This is a genomic window from Paraburkholderia sp. USG1 (assembly GCF_031570135.1).
Taxonomy (GTDB): domain Bacteria; phylum Pseudomonadota; class Gammaproteobacteria; order Burkholderiales; family Burkholderiaceae; genus Paraburkholderia; species Paraburkholderia dioscoreae.
Window position 1 is genome coordinate 149,641 of sequence record NZ_JAMWXW010000017.1, and the last position, 25,228, is coordinate 174,868.

A 25,228-nucleotide genomic window follows, 5' to 3' on the forward strand; every position below is an offset into this window, starting at 1 on the left:
GCAACTGTCAATCGACGGCAGCCGGGCAGATCCCGTTCATTCCGGTGCTGATCTGATCTCAAACGAAGTCTTCATGGATTCCACGCGGTTTCGCCCTTCGCGCTTGGCATGATATAACGCGTCGTCGGCCACCCGAAGCAATTGCTCCAGCGCACTCCCGTCTTTCGCTGTAGTAGCAACACCCACACTGCATGTATAGCCAGGTAGTTCGTTATCTCCATCCTGCAACAGGGACAAGCGAATTCTTTCAGCCTGGGCAGACGCATCTTCCAGACTCACCCCGCGAAGCAGGACCGCGAACTCCTCCCCACCCAGACGGGCCATGGAAGTACCGTTGACCAGGACGGCATTTGCGCGCCGGCAAAAATCAACCAGCACCTTGTCGCCAACGTCATGACCATATTTATCGTTGATTGCCTTGAAGTGATCCAGATCCACAATCAACAATGCTAATGTGCCGCCCGTTCGCTGTGCCACCTGATATTCGCGTTGGTAAATCTCGGCGAATGCACGTCGGTTAAAAACGCCGGTGAGTGGATCCCGGGTTGCATACCACTTCAATTCCATATTCAATCTGTGAGTTGCCACCATGACAAACCCCAGCGCGAGCAGCAAAGTCACGAAACTGTAGGTTGCGAAATAAATGGCCTGAATCAGATCCGGCGAAAGGAAGTTGCTCTGGACGAGAGTGGGTAACAGGCTGGTCACGCCGCGAATCAGCAGCACGACAATCTGAAGCAGCAGCACGAATGCCAGAAAATATGTACTGGAATGCCTCACGCCGTAGCGAACTACGAGCAGGAGCTGAACACCATAGAGACCCAGCAAACAGCCTGTGATCGACGTGAGCCTGAGCGTATAGGCGGGTTCCACAAGCAGCCACCAGCTGACGCACGCCATTGTCAGGATCGTTGCCGCACTCACGCTGGCCCAGGAGGGCTTGCGTCCGTAAAACAACTGGGTGCCGACTAGCCACAAACCGACACCACACAGCAGACCGGCATTTGCCACGATCACTGACAGCCAGTCAGGTATCACCTCACGTAATCCGAACAGGACCGCCGTTACGGCAAGTATCAGAGACCCCAATGCCCACCGGCCAATACCGTTGATATTCGAATGTAAATCCCGATACACCGAAAACAACACGGATGACATGATTGCTGACATGACAGACGTCAGCAATATGACAGTGCGGGGGTCAATTGTGATCATTGGCTTCGTCGTTCAACTGGAAATGCGACGATACCACGCGATCAAAAGCCGCCTGTGGGGTACCGATCTCTTGAAACCCTTTACACTAAAAGCGAAAAGAGGCTGCGAATGTGAAGCACAAGTGATCGCGATGGAGAACGACGCAACGAACGGCAACAGTGTGTGAAAGTTCGTCTGCTGTGCAAGGCCGTCTATCCGGTACTCTTGGACTACCTGTGAAGCGGAAGGCTGAATGCAGCTGAGGTCGATGCAGTCATTGCCGCCTGTGCCAAAGGCTTTTCCTTTCCGACGAATCTCGACCGGGATCCACCGCTGAGAGGGCTCGCGCCCATGGGGAGCAGTCGACCGCAGCCTTCGCGACGCTAAACAAGCAGGTGCAAGGTCTGTCGCGCGTCGTGCGTTTGCTCAGGCTGCGTCACGCTGACGCCCGCGTAAAGAGGTCCGAAAGCCCACTTCGACTTGTTCTGGTGCAAACAGGAAAACCGGTTGATAGGTTTTGCGGCACCGGCCCGGCGCGTCCAAAATCTGAAGCGGCACCCCAGCCTCGACGCAGACAGGAACGCCGTGTCGGCGCTCGCGGTGCAACCATCTTGCCCAGCGCCTCGCTGCGGCAGCGTCCAGTTCCCAGACTTGATCAGAATTCCTGCCAATCCACGGCACGGGAGGTCGTCGCGATCATGGTGTCTCCGCCGGCGGTCGCGAATGGCGTCGTCCTGGTTGACGTTGCAGGGGAAGGCATGCGAACGGTCTGCGACGACAGACGCGGATCACTCGCTGGGGCGACTATGCGTGACCCGGCTGGCCGCGTATCGGCGATCCTGAAGACGGCCACCGCCTGACGTAGCGCCTGGGCCTGCTGGGCCATCGACTGCGCTGCTGCCGACGCTTCTTCGACCAGGGCGGCATTCTGCTGGGTCACCTCGTCCATCTGGGTAACCGCCGTATTAACCTGCCCGATACCGGCGCTCTGTTCTTCCGAAGCCGCCGCGATTTCGCTCATGATGTCGGTCACGCGCTTCACCGCCTGGACGATTTCGTTGATGGTGCTCCCGGCTTCCTCAACGAGTTTCGAGCCGGTATCGACGCGAGTCACCGACTCGCCGATCAGATCCTTGATTTCCCTGGCTGCTGCTGCACTGCGCTGGGCAAGCGTGCGTACCTCGCCGGCCACGACGGCAAACCCTCGCCCCTGTTCGCCAGCGCGAGCTGCCTCGACTGCTGCGTTAAGCGCGAGGATATTCGTCTGGAATGCGATGCCTTCGATCACGCCAATGATATCGGCGACTTTGGCGGAACTGTCGGAGATCCCGTTCATCGTCTCCACCACGCGGCCGACCACCTCCCCGCCGCGCTGCGCGATGGTCGACGCGGTGACGGCCAGTGTAGTGGCCTGCCTGGCATTGTCCGCATTCTGACGGACTGTGCTGGTCAGCTCTTCCATGCTCGACGCTGTTTCCTCGAGTGACGCCGCCTGCTCTTCGGTGCGCTGGGACAAGTCAGTATTGCCTTGCGCAATCTGGCCGGCAGCGACGGAGATCGACTCACTGGAAGCCTTGATGCCCTCCACGATGCTCGTCAACTGGTCTTTCATTGCGCCGAGCGAGTGCATCAGGCTGGAATGATCCCCTGTCTACAGGCGCACCATGACACGTAGATTGCCGGCCGCGATATCTCCAGCGAGCGCCACCGCCTCGCGGGGTTCGCCACCAAGCTGTTTTGCCAGGACTCGCGCAATCATCAGCGCCACACCCAGCGCAATGACCGCCGCCCCGACGTTCACTCCGATCACCAGCGCGATCGCGTGCGAATATGCCTTACTGGCCAGTTCCCCCTCGCGGGCCGCACCCGTCACGTTGACCTCGACGATTGTCTTGATGTCTTTCTCGATGGATTTGCGAATAGTGGCTGACTGACCGCTCACGAGAGCCAACGCTTCCACTGGCTTGCCTGCTTTCGCCAGTGCCCTGACCTGCTGGTCGACCTCCAGATACTGCGGCATAAGCGTCTGGATGTCAGCGTATGCGGCTCTCTCCTCCGGCTCGGTCATGAGATTCTGGTATTCGGTTTCGGCGTGACGATAGTCCGCCAGCGCTGACTCGATGAGTGGTTCCAGCGCCGCGGCATCGGCGGCCGTCGCCGCAGCGGCCACTCGGTATTCATTGATGCGGATCTCGCGAAGCCCGGCCTGCATCTGCAGACTGCTGCGCACGCTTGGCAACCAGTTGTCACGCAATTCCACGACGCGGGCGTTTTCACCACGCAACTCTAATAGAGAAAACGCGCCCAATCCAACCAGCAAAACGATAACAAAAGAAAATCCCAGGATCAGCTGGGTGACCACCTTCAAGTTTTTGAGAGCCTGCACGCTAATGCCTTCGTTGGGTTGAATAAGCGCTTCCCGCGCTTCGGAGTCCAGATATAAAGAACATTATTTGCTCCTGATATCGACAGATAGGCTCATGCCCTTGAGATGAAATTTATCCTCGCGTCGCCACTGAGTGATCGACGAGCTTGGTTAGATTCTGCGGAGTGTTTTTAAGCTTCCGCAAGTGATAACCAATGGTTGCCAGAGCAACTGCCGTTATCCTTGCGTCGTCCGGAGCGGACATATACAGTTACCGCGCTGCATGTCTTTAAAGTCAGTACGACGACACCGCGGCTCTTTTCCGCCTGTCGCCACTGTCGTACCAATTCAGCGATCAAGGTGCCCCAGACATTCAAGGCTTTGCTCGGGCAATATCTGAGTATGCATGGCGCTTTTGCGATCCGCTGGACGAACTCGAACGCCCGGACACAATTCAGCACACTTTGCGTTTCCGTCTACGCGGAATGGGACGCTTTACGTCGACGTGTTCACTTCTGAAGGAGGACGCAGTGGCCAGCGCTTCATCGAGCGCATTAACTGCTCGTTGCGCGAATCCTCTGAATTTTGCACCCCGCTCCGTCAGAATCACTCCGCGTGTCGAGCGGCTGAAGAGCGGCCCACCAAGTTTTTCCTCAAGGTCTGAAACGTAATGTGACACGGTGGACGCCTTGACCGAAAGCCTCTTCGCCGCCACGCTGAAACTTCCTGCTTCTGATGTCGTGAGAAAAGCCCGGACCGCTGCATAGTAGTTCATCGATCTTTCCCTCGTTGCAGACTCGCGTTGCGTTCCTCGCCCATATGTCGACGCTGCAGCGTGAACACCGCTACGTAAGCCGAATTTTCGAAACAATTCCACAGCCATAGATGGCGGCGGAGATCATGGCAGCTTCGTCTATGCCTGGCAAACCCCTTGTCGCAATTCTGATTTGCGATCGTGCACAACGAAGTGGGGGGTCCCATTTCTGCAAAACTGAATTCCTTATGTGGGTGTTCCACTCCAATAGCCGAGCCCCTATCCTCGAACCTTTAATCGCTATAGGCGGCCACTCGATACGGGTGTATGGGTTCCCACACAATACAAGGCGGGGCGGATCGCAATCAGCGCTCCCAGCCTCAGCAAGCCGTATTGAACACCCGAGCCGTCTGTAGACGGAGATGCCACATGAAAAAAGAAGGCACGGTATTTTCGCGCCGCGGTTTCATCAAGAGTTCGCTCACGGCCGCCTCGTCGGTCGTGCTTCTCAAGGCTTCCCCCACCGTTCCTGTCGCCGACGCCTCGGCGGCCGAAAATCCGGCTGCTCCCGCCTACGAACCTCGCTATTTCACCGCTGCGGAATGGGCTTTCATTCAGGCAGCGGTGGACCGCCTGATCCCCTCGAATGACGATGGCCCCGGCGCACTGGATCTGCACGTGCCCGAGTTCATCGACCGGCAGATGGATACCGACTACGGGCACGGCGCGCGCTGGTATCTGCAGGGACCTTTTCACCCGGACTCGGACTTTACGCTCGGCTACCAGATGAAATATTCGCCGCGTGACATGTATCGCGTGGCGATTGCCGGCATCGACGGGTGGTGCAGGCGCGAGCATGGCCAGAGCTTCGCGAAGCTGGACGCGGCCACTCAGGAGCGCGTGCTGGGGCAGCTCGAAAAAGGCGAGATCGTGCTGCCTGACATGAAAACGAACGAGTTCTTCATCCAGCTGCTCGCGAACACGAAGGAAGGCTATTTCGCCGATCCGATGTACGGCGGCAATCGCGGCATGGGTGCCTGGAAGATGATCGGATTTCCGGGCGCGCGCGCCGACTTCATGGACTGGGCCACCCAATACGACACGGTCTATCCGTTGCCGCCGGTGTCGATCCTGGGCGAGAAAGGCTAAAAAACCGGGCTGAAAGGCGCAGGCTGAAAAAAAGCTGGGAAACACTGCATGACAAAATCCATGAAACCCGTTGACGTCGTCGTGATCGGGCTCGGCTGGACCGGCTCGATCCTCTCCATGGAGCTGGCCAGCGAGGGCCTTGAGGTGGTCGCGCTCGAGCGCGGACACAATCGCGATACGTCACCTGACTACACCTATCCCAAGGCCGTCGATGAACTGAAATACGGGATCCGCGGCGAGCTGTTCCGCCGGCTGTCGCTTGAAACCGTGACGGTGCGCCACCAGGTCGGCGACACGGCCGTCCCCTACCGGCAATACAATGCGTTCCTGCTGCCCGACAACGTCGGGGGCGCTGGTGTCCACTGGAACGGGCAACTCTACCGGCCGTCGCCTGAGGACATGAAGTTCCGCTCGCACAACGTCGAGCGCTATGGTGCCGGGTTCCTGCCAGCCGACATGACGATCCAGGACTACGACGTCACCTGGAATGAGCTGGAGCCGTATTTCGACCGTTTCGAATATCTGAACGGCACATCGGGTCAGGCCGGTAACCTGCGGGGCAAGGTCCTGTCGGGCGGCAATCCGTTCGAGGGGCCGCGCTCGCGTGCCTACCCGACGCCCCCCGTTGCCGATCAGTACGCAGCGAAGCTGTTCGCCAGTGCCGCGCGCGAGCTTGGCTATCATCCGTTCCCGCAGCCCAGCGCGAACTGTTCCGAGCCCTACACGAACTTCTACGGCGTTCGCCTCGGACCGTGCAACCTGTGCGGCTTTTGCGAACGCTTTGGCTGCTTTCTCTACTCGAAGGGGGCGCCGCAAACCACGATCCTCCCTGCACTGATGCGCAAGCCAAATTTCGAGCTGCGTACCCAGAGCCATGTCGTGAAGATCAACGTCGATTCGACGGGCAAGCGTGCCACTGGCGTCACCTATATCGATGGCGCCGGCAACGAGGTATTCCAGCCAGCCGACCTCGTGATCCTGTCATCGTTCCAGATCAACAACGTGCGGCTGATGCTGCTCTCAGGCATCGGCAGACCCTATGATCCGGTGACCGGAAAGGGCGTGATCGGCAAGAACTTCGCCTACCAGATGATGAGCTCGACGTCCGTCTTCTACGACAAGGATGTGCCGATCAATCCGTTCATCGCAGCCGGCTCCGGCGGCTCGCAAATCGTCGACGAATTCAACTCGGACCACTTCGACCACGGCCCGCATGGCTTCCTCGGCGGCGGGTACATCATCGGCGGACAGACGGGCGGCAGGCCGATCCAGCAGCTCGCCGTGCCGCACGGCACACCGGCCTGGGGCGCGCAATGGAAGCGCGCGGCCAAGGACCATTACCTCCATACGACAAACGTCGTCGCGCACGGCTCAGTCATGGCGTATCGCGATGCGTATCTCGACCTCGACCCCACCTACCGCGATTCGCTCGGTCTGCCGATGCTGCGCATGACGTTCGACTGGCATGACAACGAGTACCGCATGACCCGCTTCGTCACGGACCGCGCGCTCGAGATCGTCGCGAAGATGAATCCGAAGTCGCATTCGACGCTGATGCGCAAGCCCGGCGACCACTTCAACGTGCGCGAATATCAGACCACGCACACAGCCGGCGGCGTCATCACGGGTGCCGACCCGCAGTCGAGCGCGCTGAACCGCTATCTGCAGAGCTGGGACGTGCCGAACCTGTTCGTGATGGGCGCCTCGGCGTTTCCGCAAGGCATCGGATACAACCCCACGGGCCTGGTTGGCGCGCTCGCCTACTTCGCCGCGGACGCGATACGGACACAGTATCTCAAGCGTCCCGGCGCGCTCGTGCAGGCGTGAGGAGCGCAGCCATGAAGACTACGCTCCGGCCGGGGACCATCATCGCCGGTCTCGTCGCGCTCGCCGTGGTGATCGTTGCGTGCGCATGGATCGTCGCGGCGCTATTCGGCGGCCGCGGCGGTAGGGCTCACGACGCGGCACTCGAAGCGGAAGCGCCGATCGACGCGAACGACACTGCGCTCATCCGCCGCGGCGCCTACCTGGCCGTTCTCGGCGACTGCGCCGCCTGCCATGTCGCCAAAGACGGCAAGGCCTTTGTTGGCGGCCTGCCGATTACCACGCCCATCGGCACGCTCTACACCACCAACATCACTCCGGACCCGGCGACCGGCATCGGCAACTACACGCCAAGCGATTTCGAGCGCGCGGTGCGTCGCGGGATCCGCAGGGACGGCAGCCCGATGTATCCGGCCATGCCCTATCCATCGTACGCCCACGTCAGCGACGACGACGTGCGCGCGCTTTACGCGTACTTCATGCACGGCGTCGCTCCCGTCGACTCGCCGAACCGCGCGTCCGGCATTCCGTGGCCGCTGTCCATGCGCTGGCCGCTTACGTACTGGCGCTGGGCCTTCGCGCCGAAGGTGCAGCCTGCCGCACATACGGACATCGACAGCGCGACGGCTGCAGGGGCCGCGCACGATGCGGCACTGCTGGAGCGCGGGCGCTATCTCGTCGAAGGGCTCATGCACTGCGGCAGCTGTCACACGCCGCGGGGTGTCGGTCTGCAGGAGAAGGCACTCGGGGACGCGGATGGCTCCGACTATCTGTCCGGCGGCGTTATCGACCATTACGTTGCGAACAGTCTACGCGGGGACGACCTGACCGGGCTGGGCCGGTGGAGCCAGGCCGATATCGTCGAATTTCTGCGCACCGGACGCAACCCAGAGACGGCCGCGTTCGGTGGCATGCGTGATGTTGTCCAGCACAGCTCGCAGTTTCTGAACGACACCGACCTGCTTGCGGTCGCCACGTACCTGAAGTCGCTGCCGGGGAATCATCCGGCCGGGCACTACGCGTATGCGGCCGCGGCCGGCGCCGCGCTCGCGAAGGGCGACGTGAGCGCGCGTGGCGCAATCGATTACCTGAACAGCTGCGCGGCATGCCATCTATCGTCAGGCAAGGGCTACCGCGACACGTTCCCCGCGCTCGCCGGCAATCCGGTCGTCAACGCGAAAGATCCGACGTCGCTGATCAACATCGTGCTCAACGGCAACACCGAGGTCGGGACTTCGCGCGTGCCGACGCAGTTCACGATGCCGCCCTTTGGCGACCGCCTGACCGACGCCGAGGTCGCCAACGTCGTCACGTTTATCCGGACGAGCTGGGGCAACCACGCGCCGGACGTCAATGCAGACGAAGTTGCGAAAGTGCGTGCGCAGACGCACGCACCAACCGTTGCGCGCCGCCAATGACATTCAATCGCTTTGCATGGGCGGATCGGGTGGGGTGGCAGATGCAGGACACAGAATAGCTGACGCCGAACTCCCGCTTATGGATTACTTCGCCGCCCTGCGCGCATTCCTCTATGCCGCGGATCTTGGAAGCTTCAACAAGGCCGCAGACCAGCTCCAGGTCAAGACCTCAACGGTCTCGCGACATATTGCCGAACTGGAGCGCGATCTCGGTATCGCGCTCTTCAACCGCTCCACGCGCGGACTCGCATTGACTGAGGGCGGACACGTGTTCCGCGAACAGGGCGCGGCCGCCATCCGGATGCTCGACGAGGCGTGCGTGGCAACCTCGTCGCTCAATGCGTCCCCGCAGGGCCTGCTGCGCGTGACGATGCCCACTGCGTTTGGGCGACGCCATGTGGTCGCCCACATTCCGGAATTCATGAGGCGGTATCCGCATATCGACGTGGACGTCGTCATCACCGACGAGATCGTGAATTTCGTTGCGACCGGGGTCGACGTAGCGATCCGCGTCGGCGTGCTTCCCGACTCGCAACTCATGGCGCGCCGACTGGCGAACCATACAAGCGTGGTCTGCGCGAGCCCTGACCACGTGCGCCTTCACGGCGTGCCGTCGTCGCCGGCCGAGCTTTCCACACATCCGGCCATACGCTTCGCGATCGCTGGTGACGACTCCTGGTTTCTCGCACGTCAATCCGGGGCCGACGGGCAGGAAGAAGCCGTCGAAGTCAAACTGCGCGGTCGCCTGCGCGCGAACAACATCGAGGCGATCCTCGACCTCGCGATCGCCGGCAGCGGCGCCGCGTTGCTTCCGCTATGGGCGATCGGGGAACCGCTGCGCACCGGACTGCTGGTGCGGCTGCTGCCGGACTGGCAGGGCCAGGCAACGAGTAGCCCGCCTGCGATATGGGGGGTGTATCCGCGCAAGAAAACGGTATCTTCCAAGGTGCGGGCGTTTCTCGACTTTTATTCCGATATGTTTAGCCGGGAGCGTTACTGGGAACCGTGATGTGCACGGGCAGGCGCGCCGCGACGGGCTACGGTGATGTTGAGTGCGCCAGGCCCATCAAACCAGACCATGACAAGGACTGAGTGATGCCAACTTTCTCTTCGGATGCCCTCAAGGGCAAGATCGCCGTGGTGACGGGTGCCGCACGCGGCATAGGTCGCGCCGCCGCAGTCGCTCTGGCGGAGGCGGGGGCCGATGTGGCCGGCCTCGACATTTGCTCCGCGGTTTCATCCATCGACACCTTTGCGCCTGCGACCCGCGCCGACCTTGCCGAGACGGGGCGTATGGTAACTTCTGTGGGCCGCCGCTGGCGCCCGATCGTGGCCGACCAGCGCGATATCGGCGCATTGCGGCGCGCGGCCGAGGAAGTGCGTGCCGCCTGGGGCGGTCTCGACATCCTCTTTGCAAATGCCGGCATCCAGGCGTTCAAGCCACTGCTGGAGATGGACGACGCCGACTGGTACGACCAGATCGACTGCAACCTCAACGGCACGGCCAACGCGATCCGTGCCTTTACGCCGCTGCTGGTCAAGCGTGGTGGCGGCCGCATCATCGTCACGTCCTCGACGCAGGGACAGCACGGCACGTTGAACGGCGCCGCCTACTCGGCCTCGAAGTGGGGCATTCTCGGTCTGATGAAGTCCGCGGCACTGGAGCTTGGCAAACACGGGATCACGGTTAACGCGCTCGTGCCCGGCCTGATCGACACGGCGCTCACCCGGCACGAAGATCGTTACGCGCAGATGATTCAGGTGGGCGGCAACGCGCCGTCGTACGACCCGGCCAAGGATGAAACGGCGGCTGCAGAGGGATTTGCCGCCAAACTGCCGCTTGGCCTGCCCTGGCTGCCGCCGGAGAGTATCGCACCCGCCGTCGTGTTCCTCGCGTCGGACGCCGCCGCCCTCGTGTCAGGAACAAGCGTCGCGGTGACGGGCGGCGACAGCGCAAATATTACGGCCTGAAAGCTACGATTACTCCGGAAAGCCGACACTGCCAGCAAACTCCGGAAGATGTCCGCGTGGCATGCCCAGCCTGATGTCCTGGAAACCGCCAACGATTTCATCCGGGAGCATGACGCCAACGATCTGCCCTTCTTTCTCGACGCACTGGCTGCCCGTCTCGACGCACGACTGGCGCATGACGCGGCCAGCATCGTCAGACAATTCGCAAAATCGCGCCCTGGCCGGCGAGCACGCCGCCGCCGCTCGCCGGCTTGACTGAGACTACCGCCCAGCAGAAGCAGGATGGGCGAACGCGCTGGTGACCGGACGGGTACTTTCGCCGCAGTGCGAAATGAACGTACGTCAACGGTACAAGCTGGAAGGCGGCATCTGGTTGCCCGAAGTGGACGGCTATCAATCCAGGCAGATCGGTCGAGCACCCTGCCACGCAACGTAGGCAAGCCGGCTTATGCGCGGGACATGACCTTCCATACCTCTACAGGACCGGCCTGCTTCCGGATATGCCAGGTTTTCCTGGGAATCGATGTTCCCTTCATTGTCCGCCAGGCTTCAACAACAAGTATTGCCTCACCCGGAATGTTCTGACTCGCTACTCCCGTGGTTCCTGCACCGTCCGACATCTCGATCACCACGGGTTGTTCCCCGACGTCAATCCGCAATTCGCCCCGCACTATCGCACCCGGATAAAAGTGGGTCGCGCTCACGAAAAGTGGAACACCTGTCTGATCGGAAGATCGCATGATCCGTTACCGGGGAGAAACAGCGTTTTGAGCCTTGTATCGAGGTCAACGGTATGTGCCATGAACCACATCGCATGCGAAACGTCATACCGACGTTCATCCGTCACCCGCCGGCAGACGTTACTGCTTATCATAACTACGACCCGGGCAAACTCGAAAGAGACGCTACTGATTCACGCAGCAATAAATATCATGTCACGCAAACCATTTGGGGCCACCCAGGCGCGCCGTGCCAAGGCGCTTTTCCTGCCCATGCCACGCGCCGACGCCGACAGGGTGATCCTGCAGCATCGGACGGCGCTCGAAGCCGTGCGAGCTGGCTATGCAGACGCCGGTCTGGCACGTCGGCTTTTCACGACCATTCTGCTGACCCGCTATCTGACCGAGGAGGGCCACGGCCTCCTCGACCTCGGCCTGCTGGACGAAGCGGAACAGATGCTCTCCACCGCACTCGATAACGGCGAGGACCGCGGCGACTGGAACTTTCCGCCTGCGCTTATCGATCTGTTGTCCCGCATTGTTAACGAACACGACCGGCAACTGCGTGAGACACGCCTGCAGGCGATCGTGCGCGCAAGCGAACGACTGGACCGACTGATCGGAAGCAACAAGCGGGAGAGACCGGACACGCCCGGCACAGAGTCCTAGTAGGTCTTGTAGGGAAGGAACTTTCCTGAGAGGACAACCCGCACGCGATCGCCCTTCGGATCCTGTTCCCGCTCGATGTCCATCGAGAAGTCGATCGCACTCATGATGCCGTCGCCGAATTCCTCGTGGATGAGCTCCTTGATGGTCGAACCATAAACGTTGACGATTTCGTACCAGCGATAGATCAGCGGATCAGTCGGGACGGCTGTCGGAAGCGACCCCTTGTACGGCACCGCCTGCAGCCACCGGAGCGCGTCGTCCGGCAGTTCAAAGATTTCCCCGATGACGCTGGCCTGTTTCTCGTCCAGCGTCATCTGTCCGAGACAGGCCGCGGTCGTCCACTCCTTGCTGAGGCCCACCCTGGCTGCCACATCAGCCCACTTGATGCCTTTGGCCACTTTCGCGGCAACGATCATTTCGGTCACTTCGTTCCGGCTCGAAATCATGCTGCACTCCTCTTCAGAAAGACGATCTGCCCTGCCCGGAGGCAGGCAATAAACCTCCACTATCATCGCTTGTCAGTGCGATCAGTTAATCGGACCATAGTCCGACGCGCACACAAGGATCTGCGCCATACACTGCTGCGTCCACTATCCCCGCAGTCATTCCCGTCCCTGGCCGGCTAACCCTTCTCGCTCGACGCTGTACGCGAGCGGCATGCTGGCGACGGCACGCGATGATTTACTCATGTCATGAGAATGATAGGGATTTTCATTATCAAAATTTTCTGAAAACTGGATTTTTTATTCTCCATTGCGTATCGTTCGCTCCAACCCGGAGAATCAAGATGAAAGGCGATCCGAAAGTCATCGAATATCTGAATGCCCAGCTCAAGAATGAGCTGACGGCCATCAACCAGTATTTCCTGCACGCGCGCATGTACAGGCACTGGGGCCTCAATAGCCTCGGCAAGCACGAGTACGACGAGTCGATCGGGGAAATGCGCCACGCGGACTGGCTCATCCAGCGGGTGTTCATGCTCGACGGTCTGCCGAACCTGCAGGATCTGCACAAGCTGCTCATCGGTGAGACCACGGAAGAAATCCTGCAGGCCGACCTGAAGCTCGAGCAGATATCACAGGCGACGTGCAAGGAAGCGATTGCGTACTGCGAGTCGGTAAGGGACTTCGTTTCGCGTGAGATCTTCGTGAAGATCCTTGATGGCACGGAAGAGCACATCGACTGGCTTGAAACCCAGATCGACCTGATCCGCAAGGTCGGGATCCACAACTACCAGCAAAGTGCAGCGGGTGAGGTCGCATCGTAGGCCGCAGCCTTTTCCGGACGACGCCCCGGGGTCGCACCTGCTCCATCCTGACCGGGCCTTGAATTCCAGCGCTCACCGCTGCGCCACATACATAACCAGCGACGCGGCGGGCAGTGCAGCACCTGTCCGGGACGCCAGCTCCCATTCCCACGAACGAAGCACCATGCTCCAGCCATGGAGCCGATTGCGCCGCCCATAAAGAAAAACGCAGCGGACGCAGTTGGGCAGTTGGGGTGGCTGGGGGCAGATCTCCCTGCCCCGGCACTCGGCGGCCGGAATACCGTAATGCCAGCGAGTGCGACTTCCTGGCGCCGCCGCGAGTTCCTCAACCGTCGATGCGCCAGATCAGGATCCGGAATCGCCAGCGAGCACAAACACCTGCACCGCCTGCCGCAGGCTTCCTGCCGACTCGTGCAGCGAAGCCGCCGCGCCTGCTGCCTGTCCAACGAGCTCCGCGTTCTGCTGCGTCACCTGATCCATCTGCGCGATTGCATGATGGACCTGCTCGATGCCCTGCGCCTGATCCTGCGTTGCTGCCGTCATCTCCGCCATGATGCCAGCGACGCGCCGGATGCTGTCGACGACCCGGTGCATCGTTTCGCCGGCCTCGCCCACGAGCTTCGTGCCGGCGTCGACCTTGCCCGCCGAATCCTCGATCAGCGTCCGGATTTCTCTCGCCGAGGTCGCCGAACGTTGCGCGAGCGTGCGTACCTCTCCGGTCACCACGGCGAAACCACGTCCCTGTTCGCCAGCACGCGCGGCCTCGACTGCCGCGTTCAGCGCAAGAATGTTGGTCAGAAAGGCGATCCCTTCGATGACGCCGATGATCTCGGACATTTTCGTGGCCGATTCGTCGATCGAGTCCATCGTCCGGACAACCCGGTCAGAACAGGCGGCAACCAACGTAATGCGCGCGGCAATTTGAACGGCGCCTCAAAAGGTTCGTCCAGTGGGGCCATATCTACGAGGAGCGGCAGCAGGTCTGGGAGTGGCTCCCCCGGCGGTGACTGGCCGAGCACGACCGGAAATCCGTCCGGCGTTGGGCGCTGAAACGCTACACATCTCGGGAGTCGCCGACGCGCTGCTTGCAGGGACCCAGATGGCGCACGATTACGCTGCCAGTCCACAGCCACGCCGGCGGGGCCCCCGCGGGCGGCACTACTACGGTGTTGCTGCCGAGCTTGTACTAACGTAGGAAGGGGAAGCGGCGCTTTGCAATGCTCCGGCCGACACGTCATCGCTGGATTACCGCACGGGCACTGGCTGGAGCCTCGCTTCACGGCCTAATCATCGACATCCCTGAATATCGCGGCCGACGGTCCGTCAGAAGCCATCCCACTTCCGACAGGCGCATTTGAACTCGCGGAACCAGAATAGTCTTCTTGCATATCAAAAACTGCGGACTGGACGAGGCCTTTAAGCTGTGATGTTATTTCCAGTTCGCGATTAGGCGCGAAACGCCGCGCAAAGTCGCGCACGTCCATCGACAGCTCTTCGAAATGAGAATCAGGGTCGGTGCTGCGCTCCCATTGCTCACGTGTTCTATCAACGTGTGCAGCCAAGTTGTTCAGGATTTTGTCCTCGATTGCATCGAAGATTTGAACCCGCTCATCTTCCGTGAACACGGTCATCAGTTCATCGTCCTCCAGTACGCTTGCATCGGCTCGTTCAAGGATTGCTTCCGCGAACGCTTGCGCGACCTCCTTACGCTTTTGCTCAGGAAGCAGTCCGAATTTCTGCATTCGAGCCATGAAGTCCGCTGACGGGTACTCAGATACGCGCCAGTGAAAGTAAATATCGCACTCAAGAAGTTCGGGACGGAGCTTGAGTAGAATGGCAGCAAAGTCAGCGTTCGCGCGCGTTGAAAGAAACGCTGTCAGCGACGACGCAGTACATGCAGTCATCCGTTCGGCTAGAAGTCCGTAAAACGTGGACGGGACAACGACAAACGAACCTTGCAGTTGAATTCCCGGACACACCACTTCGTTCACTAGCAAACTTGGCGCAGCTCCACGTAAGTAGAGTTCTACAAGTTCTGGATTGTCCGCGACATATCGGGCAAATGCCTCCGATATGGTCGGGTGCTTGAACTTCCAGTAGGGTCCAGTTTGGTCCTGTACATGAAGTGAGAGCGTCTCACCGAGGTCTATAACAGCTGTTCTAAGTGATGCGGAGGTGACACCAAACGCTTTCGTCGCCAATGCTACTTCAGGACAATCGAGGATAGGTGATGCGACCCGACCGCCGCTGATGAACAAAAGCGCGAGCGCGGCTTGGCTGTCCGCCGTAAGAGTTCGTATTGTCTCTTGGAGGAAGTCCGAGGGATTGACAAAGAAGTTCACCAACCCAGCTCTAGTTTTTGCCAGATGCGAAGTCAAAAGCTGGCTACCGAGACGTCTTGCGGATTCCGGCAAAAAAAAGTCGCTAGCAACCACGTCCGGCAAATATGGTTTAACCTGAGTTCTGAAGGATTGTGGCTGGTCCCCAAACTTAAGATGGTTGTACAGTATCTGAGCTTTTTCGTTTGATGTCAGCTTCTCGACCTGGATGGTGACGTTGCTTTTTGTTAGGAGTGGAAGCGCACCTGTCTTGAGGTCGCGGAGCGCAGCCTGCCAGATATAGGTCCGTGACGTGAACAGAAACTTGCTTCCGTTCTTGATGGCAGCTGCGATGTGCGGAAGCACTTGGTTCCATGTATCAGTTACGGCCTTCTGATATTGAGTGGAACCCCAAGCATCATCCACCCAGAAGAACTGTTTTTCGTGAGGGTTGATTCTCTCGCGCAATTCCATCGGCGATGTCGGCTTGACCGTAAGGCATCCCCAAATATCGGCCGCACCGACTGCCAGACTTGCGCCAATTGTCGACTTGCCTGCGGCTGGCTGCCCCAGCAATAAAACAAGCCCATGTTGGTTTATGGCGAGAACACTCTTCCGATGAGCATCTGTGACGACAAGCTTGCGAATGTCGTCTCCCATCGAACTCAGAATCATCTTTGCTTGCTCGTACGCGCGCTCATCAAGAATATTGCTCAAGTCGCCGACTCCATACAATCGAGGGACAAGCATTCGCAAGCGAGCAGACTCATCAATCTGGCTGACCACCCAATCAGCGCCCAAGATACGGCATCGCTTCGCTCCCGCTTCGATGAACGCCTTTTCGATTTGCGCACTCGCCACCCCGGAGACCGGATGGTTGGTCATCAACACGTAGTCTTCAACCAAGTTCTGCGCTGCCAAAGCAGGAATTTTCCCTAACTCGTCTGAGAGCTGTGACAAGGTCAGATTACTGTTTGGGAGCGACGTGAATTTGCATTGAATTGTGGACGACCCAGCACTGTTCCCGCTATGCATGGTACCCACAAAGGCTCCGTCCCGTCCGCCGTCATGAGATGGCAGAAATCGCTGAACCGGCCGTTGAAGGCATTCTTGTGCAACAGCGAGGCACAGGTCCTGGAATGCCTTCCACCCCAATGTGTGTAAACGATAGTCACTGCCCAAAGAGAACCTCACCGTAGTACATAAACCGAATTCGATGTTAGCTCATGAATCGAAATTTTGGCCAACCTCCCCCCAAATCGGAAAGACCCTCCACATCAACGCGCAAGCTCCAGCGCCTCATGCCGCGAACTTGTGCTCGTAATAAGGCCGGTCCTTGTCATCGAGGATGGCGTACATCGCGTCCAAGCTTGTTGCTTCCGGATTCAACCACGCCTCGATGTTCTCGGGCTTGATAGGGATGATGCACCGGTCATGGCCGGCCGCTTCAACTTCCGGCGGCGGGTCATCCGTTATGGCAGCAAACGACAGAAGGTCTGGCTCGCCCGGTTTCGTCCATCGCGACCATAGGCAGGCCACGTGCATCAACTGTCTATTGCTTGGGCGAAACTCGAGGACGACGTTCTCGTCCTTGTCATGTGATTCCAGCACCGTGCCTTCCATCTTCGCCTTCTTCACGTTCTCGTAAAAGACCTCGACGAGCAACACACCGTGCGTCTGTCCGAAGCACGATTTCCAGAAACCTCCCAATGAATTTTTGCGGGCATTGTATGTGCCGGGATATTTCACATCGAAGCTTGCCGGCGTGCCCGCAATGCGGCACTGGTATCGCATCGGCCGGAGCACGTACTCGCCGTTTTCCATCACCAGCACCGGCGCGTAGTAGCCGGGGAAGATGCGCGAGTCGCGCGGCTTTGATTCGCTGCGATTGATGTCTTCGATGCGGCGTAGCGCAGCCTCAATTTTGTCGGTAGCGATGCGTCTACTTTCGGTCGCGGCCTTCGTCACCTTCGACTCCAGCTTGCGCTCGGCTTCCGTAAATCTCGTTCGCTGCTTGAAGAGGTCTTGCTCCAGTTTCGTCCTCTGTTCCGCGCGCGTCTTTTCGATGAGTTGACGTATCTCGCGTTCGCCATCCGTCTGCGGGTCGAGGAAAGCATCGTCGAGCGCTTTCGGTGTCTTGGCGCCGCTCCCTTCGGCCTGCAGGAAATAGAGACGTGCGAACTCGGCGATGTCCATGTGCGCACCGAAGGTCCGTACGTACCGGCGGTAGTCCGCCCAGATTTGAGCCGAGTAGCACATGCGTCATCTCCACTGGTTGATGCGGTTGCCCGCTCAATCACCTGCGTTGACTGCATCGTATGTCGGTCCCGATGCATGACCCGGCGCACCCACGGCAGAAGTGCCGGTTGAGCACGCTGCCGTCGACTCGCCAGCTCCTGACTGTCGCATCCGACCTGGTGCCTACCGTCAGACCGTTCTCGCTCGCGAAAAACGTCGGCTCGCCCGCCTTGCCGCGCGCGACCGCTTCATCAATAGTCGCATCCCCAAACGCGCGACGCAATTCGGCCACGAACGCCGCTATCTCCGGCATCGGATGCTTGCGCACAGGCATATCCATCATCGTCTTCCGTCGTAATCAAAAAGGGACGTTTCACGAAGCAGGTTTTTGATATACGATACTGTACATCCATACAGTATTTTTGCAATATGGCCGCCTTGCCCCAACACGTCGAGTCGATTCACCCAGCGATTTGGACCTATACCCGTGGAGTACATAGTTTGAGGGCGAAAAGCGTGAAAGCGTTCTGCGGTGGGGTCGCCAAGGACTCTCCGTTTCGATGTATGCATACATCGAAATACATCGTTTCGGTTATCGGCTGTTCAGGCTCCGAGGATCTTTCGTATTGCACGCGCGAAGCCGACATCGAACACTGTCCGACCGTGTTCGTTCACGATCTCGCCATGGCTGCCTTCGTGTAAGCCATGTCTTTCGAGGTAGTCGGCAGAGACCGCCTTCCCCAGCGCTTCACGTTCTGAAGGAGTGAGCTGCGCGTTGTGGCCGTTTGTCGTTGTTGGCAACGCGATGGCGTCTCCTGACGCGCGCACACCGATTGGGCGTCGATCCACGACGACTTGCGCGTTGGATTTCAGAAGGTTGACCTCGGCCCGGAGCTTGTCTCGTTCCCCGATGATTGCTTGCATGATGGAGCGGATCGCGGGGTCGTGAATACGCATGAGGTATTCGTGGCTTGCCAGCGGTTTCGATGGTCGAAGTGTCGGTGGCCCGGCATACGTCGCCCAGGCCGAAATCAGCTCGCGGTAGTCTGCCGATTGCATGTTGTAGAGGACGCGTCCCTTTAGGACGCCTTCCGCCTCGGCCAGGCGACCAATGGTTGAGAGAGAAAAATCGCGCGAGCCTGATTCCTGATGCCTGCGACAAATCTCGTGCAGCGCTTTTAGCCTAGCAAGCCGATGGGCACGACCACCCTTGGCGAGCAGCGTGCCGAGAAGCACGTTCGGGTGGTCGAATGTCGCGCTGTTCATGCTTGCGACTCGTCGATTCGTTGAGGCTTGCGCTTGAGCATGCCGGTGGCATTGCATTCCGGCAGAAACGTGGCGAAATCAATGCCAAATCGCTCGCTGAGACTCCGGCCGGCGTCCATCAGGTTGATGACCTGCCGCGTTCCCAGCACTGGATTAGCGGGGTTCATCTGCCGCGCGAGACGGCGCATGAATGCGTTGCCAACGCGGAGTTGTTCTTCTTCGCCCAGCGTCATGAAGACGGGCGCAAGGTGATCGCGATAAAGCACGGCATCGAGCAACTGACTACGACGGAATACTGCCTTGCCTGCATCGAGATCCGGATAGAGCTCGACATCGTCGCAAACTCCAGCGAGCTGAAGCAATTCCGATTCGGTCTCTTCGAACGCGATGTGCACATCGCTCGCGGTGCCCACCGCCACTAGTTGAGTAGAGTCTTCGACGGCCCGGTCGAGCGCAGCCTTGCAGCGCTCAATGAGCCGCCAACAAGCGGTGAGATCCTCCGCGAAGTCGTTAAATCGCTTCATCGATCCTTCCCACACGCGCTCAGCTTGCCGAAAGGCATCGAGATGAAGGAAGACCTCGCCAGCGTCTTCAGCGTCAGCCTTCTGCTTCTTTAGGTCAAGAAGCACGCGTTCATTCGCGAGGCAAGCATTGCGGGCCTCGTCGAAATGGTAGGCGATCGTGTTGAAGTGCGCGGCGAGCGATGGAAGGTAGTGAGGCTCCGTCACGAACCAGCGGCATCGAACGCAGTTGCGATTCCCTCCCGGAACGGGAGCGTGCTTTGCGTTGCCAACGGCAGTCCCCGGCAAAACCATCGGACCTCCGTTGTGGCATCCGCCAATCGAACGATTCTCCATCGAATCGCTGGCGTTTCCTCCAGCGAGGCAAAGGCCGTGGTGCATTGGCATCCAGCCCAACGCGTTTCTTGCCGCTGGATGCTCAGGGATTGCATCTGAAACACTGCTCACACTATTGCAGATCGCACTTCGGACAAGTTCGTCGTGTGCGGTATCGAGCAGAAAGTTCTGAATGCTCGCATTCTTATTTGCATCCAGGCGAGCCTTCGCATCGAGGAGGACGTCGCGAATATGGGTGGCTCCAGGCTTGGTGTAGTACAAGGTCATGACCAACCGGCTATGACCGACAAGCTTCTGCAGCACAGGGAACGGCACCTGTCCTTCCAAGGCCAGTGCAGTGACAAGGGAGACTCGCAAACTGTGAAGTGGGAACAACGTTCTCTTCTTGGACTGGGGCGGCAGCAGCCGAATCGGTGTTCCGTTGTGGTGAGTTTCGGAACGCCCGGCGAGCCGTGATTCGAATGCCTTCAGCAAATAGAACCAGCACGAATTGAGCGCCTGATCCTGAAGCGGAAAGTTACGCATTCGTGCCGTTGGATATTCTGGCAATCGGAAGAGAAAGCACGCGTCAGGATAGCGCGCCAACTGAAAATCAGTCTTGGCAATGATATGTCGACGATCAAGTTCTGCCCATGAGGTCCGACGCGAGATGGGGTTGTACTTCTCTTGCCAGTTGCGCAGCTTCTCGATCCAGTAGAAAACATTCTGGTGAAGCGCCCCGCCGTGCGTCCATGGCAGTAAATAGCCCTTCTCTGGCCCTGACTTAGAGACGTCGGCGGTCTTGTTCGTGTTGATATAGAGGATCGCCAGTGCGTTCTCGTTGTTGTTGCGATCATAGTCGCGCCGGAACACACCCTGCTGTAGCGGCCGAGATTCGCTTCCTTCTGCTATCTCGCTGCTGTTTCGCTCCCAACGTCCTGCCGCATAGCGCCAGGTGTCTGCCTCTCCGGAGTCAAGTACGCGGACCTGGCTAGTTCGTAAGGGCAAGATAAGCTTCACAAGCAGTGCAACCCATCGGACTGGACTCCACATCTGCAACACTTGACCACCGCGATAGTTTCGACTCAGCTTACGTATGCGCCAGACGCAATCCGGATCGTCGCGATCAATCTCGTCTTCAGTCACGTCGAGCCAATCAGGCGCGCTCGCACCCATATGGCCGATCTTGCTCCCGAGCGCACCATGTGCCCATTGCCAATCGCGAAAATGGGGTCCCGCCGCCAGCATCTGCCGAAGTTGGTCGATGTAGCCATAAGGCAGTGGTGAATAAACGCTCTCGCCGCGCTTCGGCAACCCCGCTTTCGACATACGACGTACCGGGTTGTGATAGCCCTGCATTAATACGGCGTTATCGTTTTTACCAATCTGACTGAAATGCCGAAGCAACACAAACTGCAGAAAAGCGTGGATAAGATTGTTCGCGCTGATGCCCCAAGGAGAGTCAGGACACGCCGTTCGGTGAAATTCTGGAACCTGTGTCGTTTGCGCCAGGAATACACTCGGGTCCAGCGGCAGGCTCTGCAGAATGAGGTAGCGCTCGAAGAAAGTCGATAGGGCCTGCAGCCTTTGGTGTAGACCATGCGTTTCCCCACCGAGCCACTCCAAGGCGAAGCCTCTCCAGGCTGCAAGTTCTGGATAGAACTCCACCACCCAGGTCAGGGTTGCATCCGAATCGCGTCGCATGCTGCGCTCGGTCCTTGCCGCCTTGCGACGCCCCTTGGGTTTAGTTGGAGAGGTCTTGTACATGTGTTTGCTCGGTCACGTGGAGATGTGGCTAGTCAGATGAACGGACCAAATCGGACAGAGGCGTCGTAAGAAGTCCATCCAGCCGGTGCGCCGCTTGCTGAAGTGCTTCTCGGGCTTCGCTAAAGCTTGCTTGTGTGTAGATCTCCTGGCTCTCGATCGATGCGTGATGCATGAAGCGGCGAATCATCGGCTTGTCGATTCCCGCGTGCTTCAAACGCTGGCCGTAGGCGTGTCGGTGCCCGTGCGGAGTTGTGCCAAGCGCCTTGCCAACTTCGAGGCCAATGCGTTTGCACGCGGCCGCGTGAGCCTTGTTGTACTGCGTGAGGGTGTATATCGCACCATAGGGTGCGCGCCGCAGGTTCACGAAAGCGAACGGATGATCCCGATCGAAATGCGCAAGCTGCTTCAGATAGCGATGCCAAAGTTCCAGAAACCACTCGCCGTACTCCGGCACGAACCAGTACGCCTGCTTGTAGTACGGACCGTCGTGCATGCCGCCTTTCCAGCCAGCATGCCGACGGTCCATCAAGTCTGTACGCGGCACAAGGCCGAAGCGCTGGCCGAGGTATTCTGCTCGGTTCGATTTACGTGGTCGTCCTCGCTCGTCGCACCAGTCAGCAGGCGCGGCCCCGTAGTGCGGATGGTGGATGAGGACCTTGGCTTGACGCGGGTCCTGTGGATCTGGAAATACGTCCTGAACGTAAAGGTGAAAAGGCTCCGACTCTCGAAATCCCGCGCCATGGAGCAGTAGCGTGATCAAGATGCCACGATAGTCGTAACGATCGCCGTTGCGAAAGCCTTTGAAGAGCAACGCTTCAAAGTGACGTTCTGGAAAAGCTGGCGGCTCACCTCGCGCGACCTTCGGGATTCTCCGGTAGCGAAGCCAATATCCTGTGGCGCGCGCGGTGGCATTCGACGCCCACGTATGCCCAAGGAAGGCCTTGCTTCTACGATACTGGTAAGCGGCTTCATCGATCTGTCGATCGAACGTGCTGCCGACGTACCGAGGATTGACGCTGGCTGCTTCAGGACGAACTTCGCCCAACCAATTGAAGAAGTCGCTCAAATGGATGATGATGCGTGCCGCGTCGTGCGGCGAGCGAGGCGGCCAGCAAAGGCCCGTGGCGTCGATTCCTGTTTCGCGATTGAACGTTCCTGTATACAGGCGCTTCGCGAAATTCTGAAACAGTCGATGAGGGTCGCGTTCGGCGGGGTTGAGTTGGATGTACTCAAGAAAGAGCCGCACCGATCGCGTCACCTTGCGCATCCATTCCAGACTGCGATCGTGGCTTCTATGCAGGAAATAATCAATCAGCGGCTCGAGTATCCCCGTCGCGGCGAGCAGGGCGGGGATCTCAGTGTAGACGCCGGTTTCGTCCGTGAGGACCTTTGCTTTGATGCTGACGAACATCGCTCGACAGAAAAAGCAAACACTCTACGCACGCTTTAAGTCACCACGTTGACCGTTGTAAGTCATCGCTGCTCCCGAATCGACTCACCGATAAGAGGGACGTGCCGACGCGCACTTCGCTGCGATAAAAAAGCTGACGGCGGATAGCGCGGAGACAAGCAACACCGTCCATTCGACGGCGACATATCCATCCGTCAATCCCCAGATGCTGGCCGCTGCGATGGGCGCGATGCCCTTCGCAATGTTCGACGGAAACGACAGCATGCCGCTGATCGCGCCGTAGCCCTCCGTCCACAGAAACTGCTGGACGATCGTGCCGCGCAGGATCGTCATCATTCCGTTGGCGGCGCCATAGCAGAGCGCGAAGATCCACAAAAGCGCAGCGGATTTGCCAGCCACAATCAGGACGACCGTCGAGACGGGAAAGAGTGTCACCACGATGAAACCAACTGTCGTGATGGTGACCTTGCGATCGAATGCGAACCAGACCGCGCGGGCGATGACTTGCGCGGGTCCTATCAGCGCCATGGTGATGTCCAGGACCGTGTTGGTGACGCCGCGCTCGACCATCAACGGGACCAGATGAAATGTGAGCGCGGCGAAGGTCGCGTAGTAGGTTGTGAAGCACAGTGCGAGCGCCCAGAAGGTAGGCGTGCGCAGTGCACGTCGCGTTGCCGCAGCATCGACCGCCGTGCGCTCCGCGCTCGGCTGGGCAGCGTTCGGGTCGATTCGTGAGGAGCGGATTGCGAAGACATGAATCGGCAGGCAAATGATTAGATTGCACGCGGCAAGTGCGACGAGCGCGAGACGCCAACCGGCCAGATCCACGAGGAACTGCGTGACCGGAATGAAAACCGTGCTCGCGAATCCCGCAACGAGCGTCACCAGTGTGATCTTGGTCTTGTATCGCAGCGGATAGCGATGCGTGAGCACGGCGAAGAGCGGGTCATAGAAGGTCGCAGCCATCGACAGGCCCAAGCCGATCCACGCTACGAAGAGAATCGTGAGCGACGATGTGGCCGACCACATCAGAAGCATGGCGGCCGCGATCAGCGATCCAATGGCCATGATTCGACGTCCGAGCCCGTGGTCGATCCATTTGCCCACCGGATACGCCACGAAACCCGAGACCAGCAGTCCGAGCGAGAGGGCAGCATTCGTGGACGTGCGGCTCCAGCCCATGGTCTGCTCCATGGGTACGACCAGCAGCGAAAACGAATAGTAGACCGAGCCCCACGACACCAGTTGGGCGAGCGCGAGCGCCCAGGTGGCCAGCGATTCGGCGCGATCCGTCGAGTTACTCGACTTCACTGTCGTCGGTGTCGGCGTTCTGTGCGCTGTGCTCATGGCTCATGGCTGCATTGGCGAGGACGGAAACTGATGCCGGAGCCTTCTCTTTACGCTCACTGTACCGGTCGGTCAGGTAATCTGAGCGGTCGCGCACGAGTAGCGTGAACTTATACAGTTCCTCCATCACATCGACCACACGATCGTAGTACGACGAGGGCTTCATGCGACCGCTCTCATCGAACTCCTGGAACGCCTTGGCTACCGAACTCTGATTGGGAACGGTCACCATGCGCATCCAGCGGCCGAGCACGCGCAAAGCGTTCACCGCGTTGAAGGATTGCGAGCCGCCCGACACCTGCATGACCGCGAGTGTTCGCCCTTGCGTCGGCCGGATGCTTCCGGAGTCGAGCGGCAGCCAGTCGATCTGGTTCTTGAACACGCCGGTCAGCGCGCCATGTCGTTCCGGGCTGCACCAAACTTGGCCTTCGGACCAGATGGACGCTTCGCGCAATTCGAGGACCTTCGGATGGTCGGCGGGCACGCTGTCGGCGAGTGGCAGACCATGTGGATCAAACACTCTGGTCTCGGCGCCTAACTTGCGAAGGATGCGCTCAGCCTCGAGTGTCAGCAAGCGACTATAGGAGGTCGGACGGAGCGAACCGTAGAGCAGCAAGATGCGCGGCGGATGATCCGAGATCGTCCGGGGTTCGAGCTTTGTGAGATCGGGCGTGTCGAGATGAGAAAGACTGACGTTCGGAAGATCGGTGGACAT

General features: G+C 59.3%; 21 protein-coding genes and 1 pseudogene. 8 read left to right on the top strand and 14 right to left on the bottom strand.

The window, feature by feature from the left end:
• Positions 1-36: 36 nt before the first annotated feature.
• Positions 37-1,170, bottom strand: coding sequence for a GGDEF domain-containing protein (locus NE850_RS22815; RefSeq protein WP_049868863.1), 1,134 nt, complete (start codon positions 1,168-1,170; stop codon positions 37-39).
• Between NE850_RS22815 and NE850_RS22820 the strand changes: the two genes are divergently transcribed.
• Positions 1,169-1,381 carry a hypothetical protein gene (locus NE850_RS22820; RefSeq protein WP_049868861.1) on the top strand — a complete coding sequence of 71 codons (213 nt, stop codon included), beginning with the start codon at positions 1,169-1,171 and terminating at the stop codon, positions 1,379-1,381. The genes NE850_RS22815 and NE850_RS22820 overlap by 2 nt on opposite strands.
• A 468-nt stretch (positions 1,382-1,849) precedes the next feature.
• Here the strand turns inward: NE850_RS22820 and NE850_RS39530 are convergent.
• Positions 1,850-3,580: pseudogene (locus NE850_RS39530) on the bottom strand (methyl-accepting chemotaxis protein).
• A 433-nt stretch (positions 3,581-4,013) separates the two neighbouring features.
• Positions 4,014-4,334, bottom strand: a complete 321-nt coding sequence (locus NE850_RS22835) for a LysR family transcriptional regulator (protein ID WP_012431308.1) — start codon at positions 4,332-4,334, stop codon at positions 4,014-4,016.
• Positions 4,335-4,742: 408 nt separating this feature from the next.
• Between NE850_RS22835 and NE850_RS22840 the strand changes: the two genes are divergently transcribed.
• The 5 genes from NE850_RS22840 (at position 4,743) to NE850_RS22860 (ending at position 10,675) form a co-directional block, all read left to right on the top strand.
• A complete protein-coding gene (locus NE850_RS22840) occupies positions 4,743-5,462 on the top strand; it encodes a gluconate 2-dehydrogenase subunit 3 family protein (RefSeq protein WP_012431307.1) in 720 nt (239 codons plus the stop codon).
• Positions 5,463-5,510: 48 nt separating this feature from the next.
• Positions 5,511-7,289 carry a GMC family oxidoreductase gene (locus NE850_RS22845; protein WP_012431306.1) on the top strand — a complete coding sequence of 593 codons (1,779 nt, stop codon included), beginning with the start codon at positions 5,511-5,513 and terminating at the stop codon, positions 7,287-7,289.
• Positions 7,290-7,300: 11 nt separating this feature from the next.
• Positions 7,301-8,704 (top strand): cytochrome c, encoded by a 1,404-nt coding sequence (locus NE850_RS22850; protein ID WP_012431305.1) that lies wholly within the window; start codon positions 7,301-7,303, stop codon positions 8,702-8,704.
• 79 nt (positions 8,705-8,783) lie between these two features.
• Positions 8,784-9,713 (top strand): LysR family transcriptional regulator, encoded by a 930-nt coding sequence (locus NE850_RS22855; protein ID WP_012431304.1) that lies wholly within the window; start codon positions 8,784-8,786, stop codon positions 9,711-9,713.
• Between the two features lie 86 nt (positions 9,714-9,799).
• Positions 9,800-10,675, top strand: coding sequence for an SDR family NAD(P)-dependent oxidoreductase (locus tag NE850_RS22860; protein WP_012431303.1), 876 nt, complete (start codon positions 9,800-9,802; stop codon positions 10,673-10,675).
• Positions 10,676-10,684: 9 nt separating this feature from the next.
• On the opposite strand, the gene NE850_RS22865 is transcribed toward NE850_RS22860, so the two are convergent.
• Complete coding sequence (locus NE850_RS22865) at positions 10,685-10,876, bottom strand: hypothetical protein (protein WP_175933329.1); 192 nt, start codon at positions 10,874-10,876, stop codon at positions 10,685-10,687.
• Between the two features lie 599 nt (positions 10,877-11,475).
• On the opposite strand from NE850_RS22865, the gene NE850_RS22870 reads away from it, so the two are divergent.
• Positions 11,476-12,063: a Fis family transcriptional regulator gene (locus NE850_RS22870; RefSeq protein WP_310699428.1), complete on the top strand. Its 588-nt coding sequence runs from the start codon at positions 11,476-11,478 to the stop codon at positions 12,061-12,063.
• On the opposite strand, the gene cynS is transcribed toward NE850_RS22870, so the two are convergent.
• Positions 12,060-12,509: a cyanase gene (cynS, locus tag NE850_RS22875; protein ID WP_012431299.1), complete on the bottom strand. Its 450-nt coding sequence runs from the start codon at positions 12,507-12,509 to the stop codon at positions 12,060-12,062. The genes NE850_RS22870 and cynS overlap by 4 nt on opposite strands.
• A gap of 341 nt (positions 12,510-12,850) precedes the next feature.
• Between cynS and bfr the strand changes: the two genes are divergently transcribed.
• Positions 12,851-13,330 carry a bacterioferritin gene (bfr, locus tag NE850_RS22880; RefSeq protein WP_012431298.1) on the top strand — a complete coding sequence of 160 codons (480 nt, stop codon included), beginning with the start codon at positions 12,851-12,853 and terminating at the stop codon, positions 13,328-13,330.
• Positions 13,331-13,675: 345 nt separating this feature from the next.
• Here bfr and NE850_RS22885 read toward each other — a convergent pair whose 3' ends face one another.
• From NE850_RS22885 to arsH, 9 genes are all read right to left on the bottom strand, one after another.
• Complete coding sequence (locus NE850_RS22885) at positions 13,676-14,197, bottom strand: methyl-accepting chemotaxis protein (RefSeq protein ID WP_012431297.1); 522 nt, start codon at positions 14,195-14,197, stop codon at positions 13,676-13,678.
• Between the two features lie 416 nt (positions 14,198-14,613).
• Positions 14,614-16,608: a hypothetical protein gene (locus NE850_RS22890; protein ID WP_113976526.1), complete on the bottom strand. Its 1,995-nt coding sequence runs from the start codon at positions 16,606-16,608 to the stop codon at positions 14,614-14,616.
• Positions 16,609-16,947: 339 nt separating this feature from the next.
• A complete protein-coding gene (locus NE850_RS22895; protein ID WP_012431295.1) occupies positions 16,948-17,907 on the bottom strand; it encodes an SOS response-associated peptidase family protein in 960 nt (319 codons plus the stop codon).
• A gap of 37 nt (positions 17,908-17,944) precedes the next feature.
• Positions 17,945-18,226 carry a hypothetical protein gene (locus NE850_RS22900; RefSeq protein WP_039364595.1) on the bottom strand — a complete coding sequence of 94 codons (282 nt, stop codon included), beginning with the start codon at positions 18,224-18,226 and terminating at the stop codon, positions 17,945-17,947.
• A gap of 263 nt (positions 18,227-18,489) precedes the next feature.
• A complete protein-coding gene (gene gmtX / locus NE850_RS22905) occupies positions 18,490-19,152 on the bottom strand; it encodes a gamma-mobile-trio protein GmtX (protein WP_012431293.1) in 663 nt (220 codons plus the stop codon).
• On the bottom strand, positions 19,149-21,755 hold the full coding sequence (locus NE850_RS22910) for an integrase family protein (RefSeq protein WP_012431292.1): 2,607 nt from the start codon (positions 21,753-21,755) through the stop codon (positions 19,149-19,151). Before NE850_RS22910 ends, gmtX begins: the two co-directional genes overlap by 4 nt.
• Positions 21,756-21,783: 28 nt before the next feature.
• On the bottom strand, positions 21,784-23,166 hold the full coding sequence (gene gmtY, locus NE850_RS22915; RefSeq protein WP_012431291.1) for a gamma-mobile-trio recombinase GmtY: 1,383 nt from the start codon (positions 23,164-23,166) through the stop codon (positions 21,784-21,786).
• Between the two features lie 84 nt (positions 23,167-23,250).
• Positions 23,251-24,513: an MFS transporter gene (locus NE850_RS22920; protein WP_039346158.1), complete on the bottom strand. Its 1,263-nt coding sequence runs from the start codon at positions 24,511-24,513 to the stop codon at positions 23,251-23,253.
• Positions 24,464-25,228, bottom strand: a complete 765-nt coding sequence (arsH, locus tag NE850_RS22925) for an arsenical resistance protein ArsH (RefSeq protein WP_012431289.1) — start codon at positions 25,226-25,228, stop codon at positions 24,464-24,466. The genes NE850_RS22920 and arsH overlap by 50 nt, the downstream gene beginning before the upstream one ends.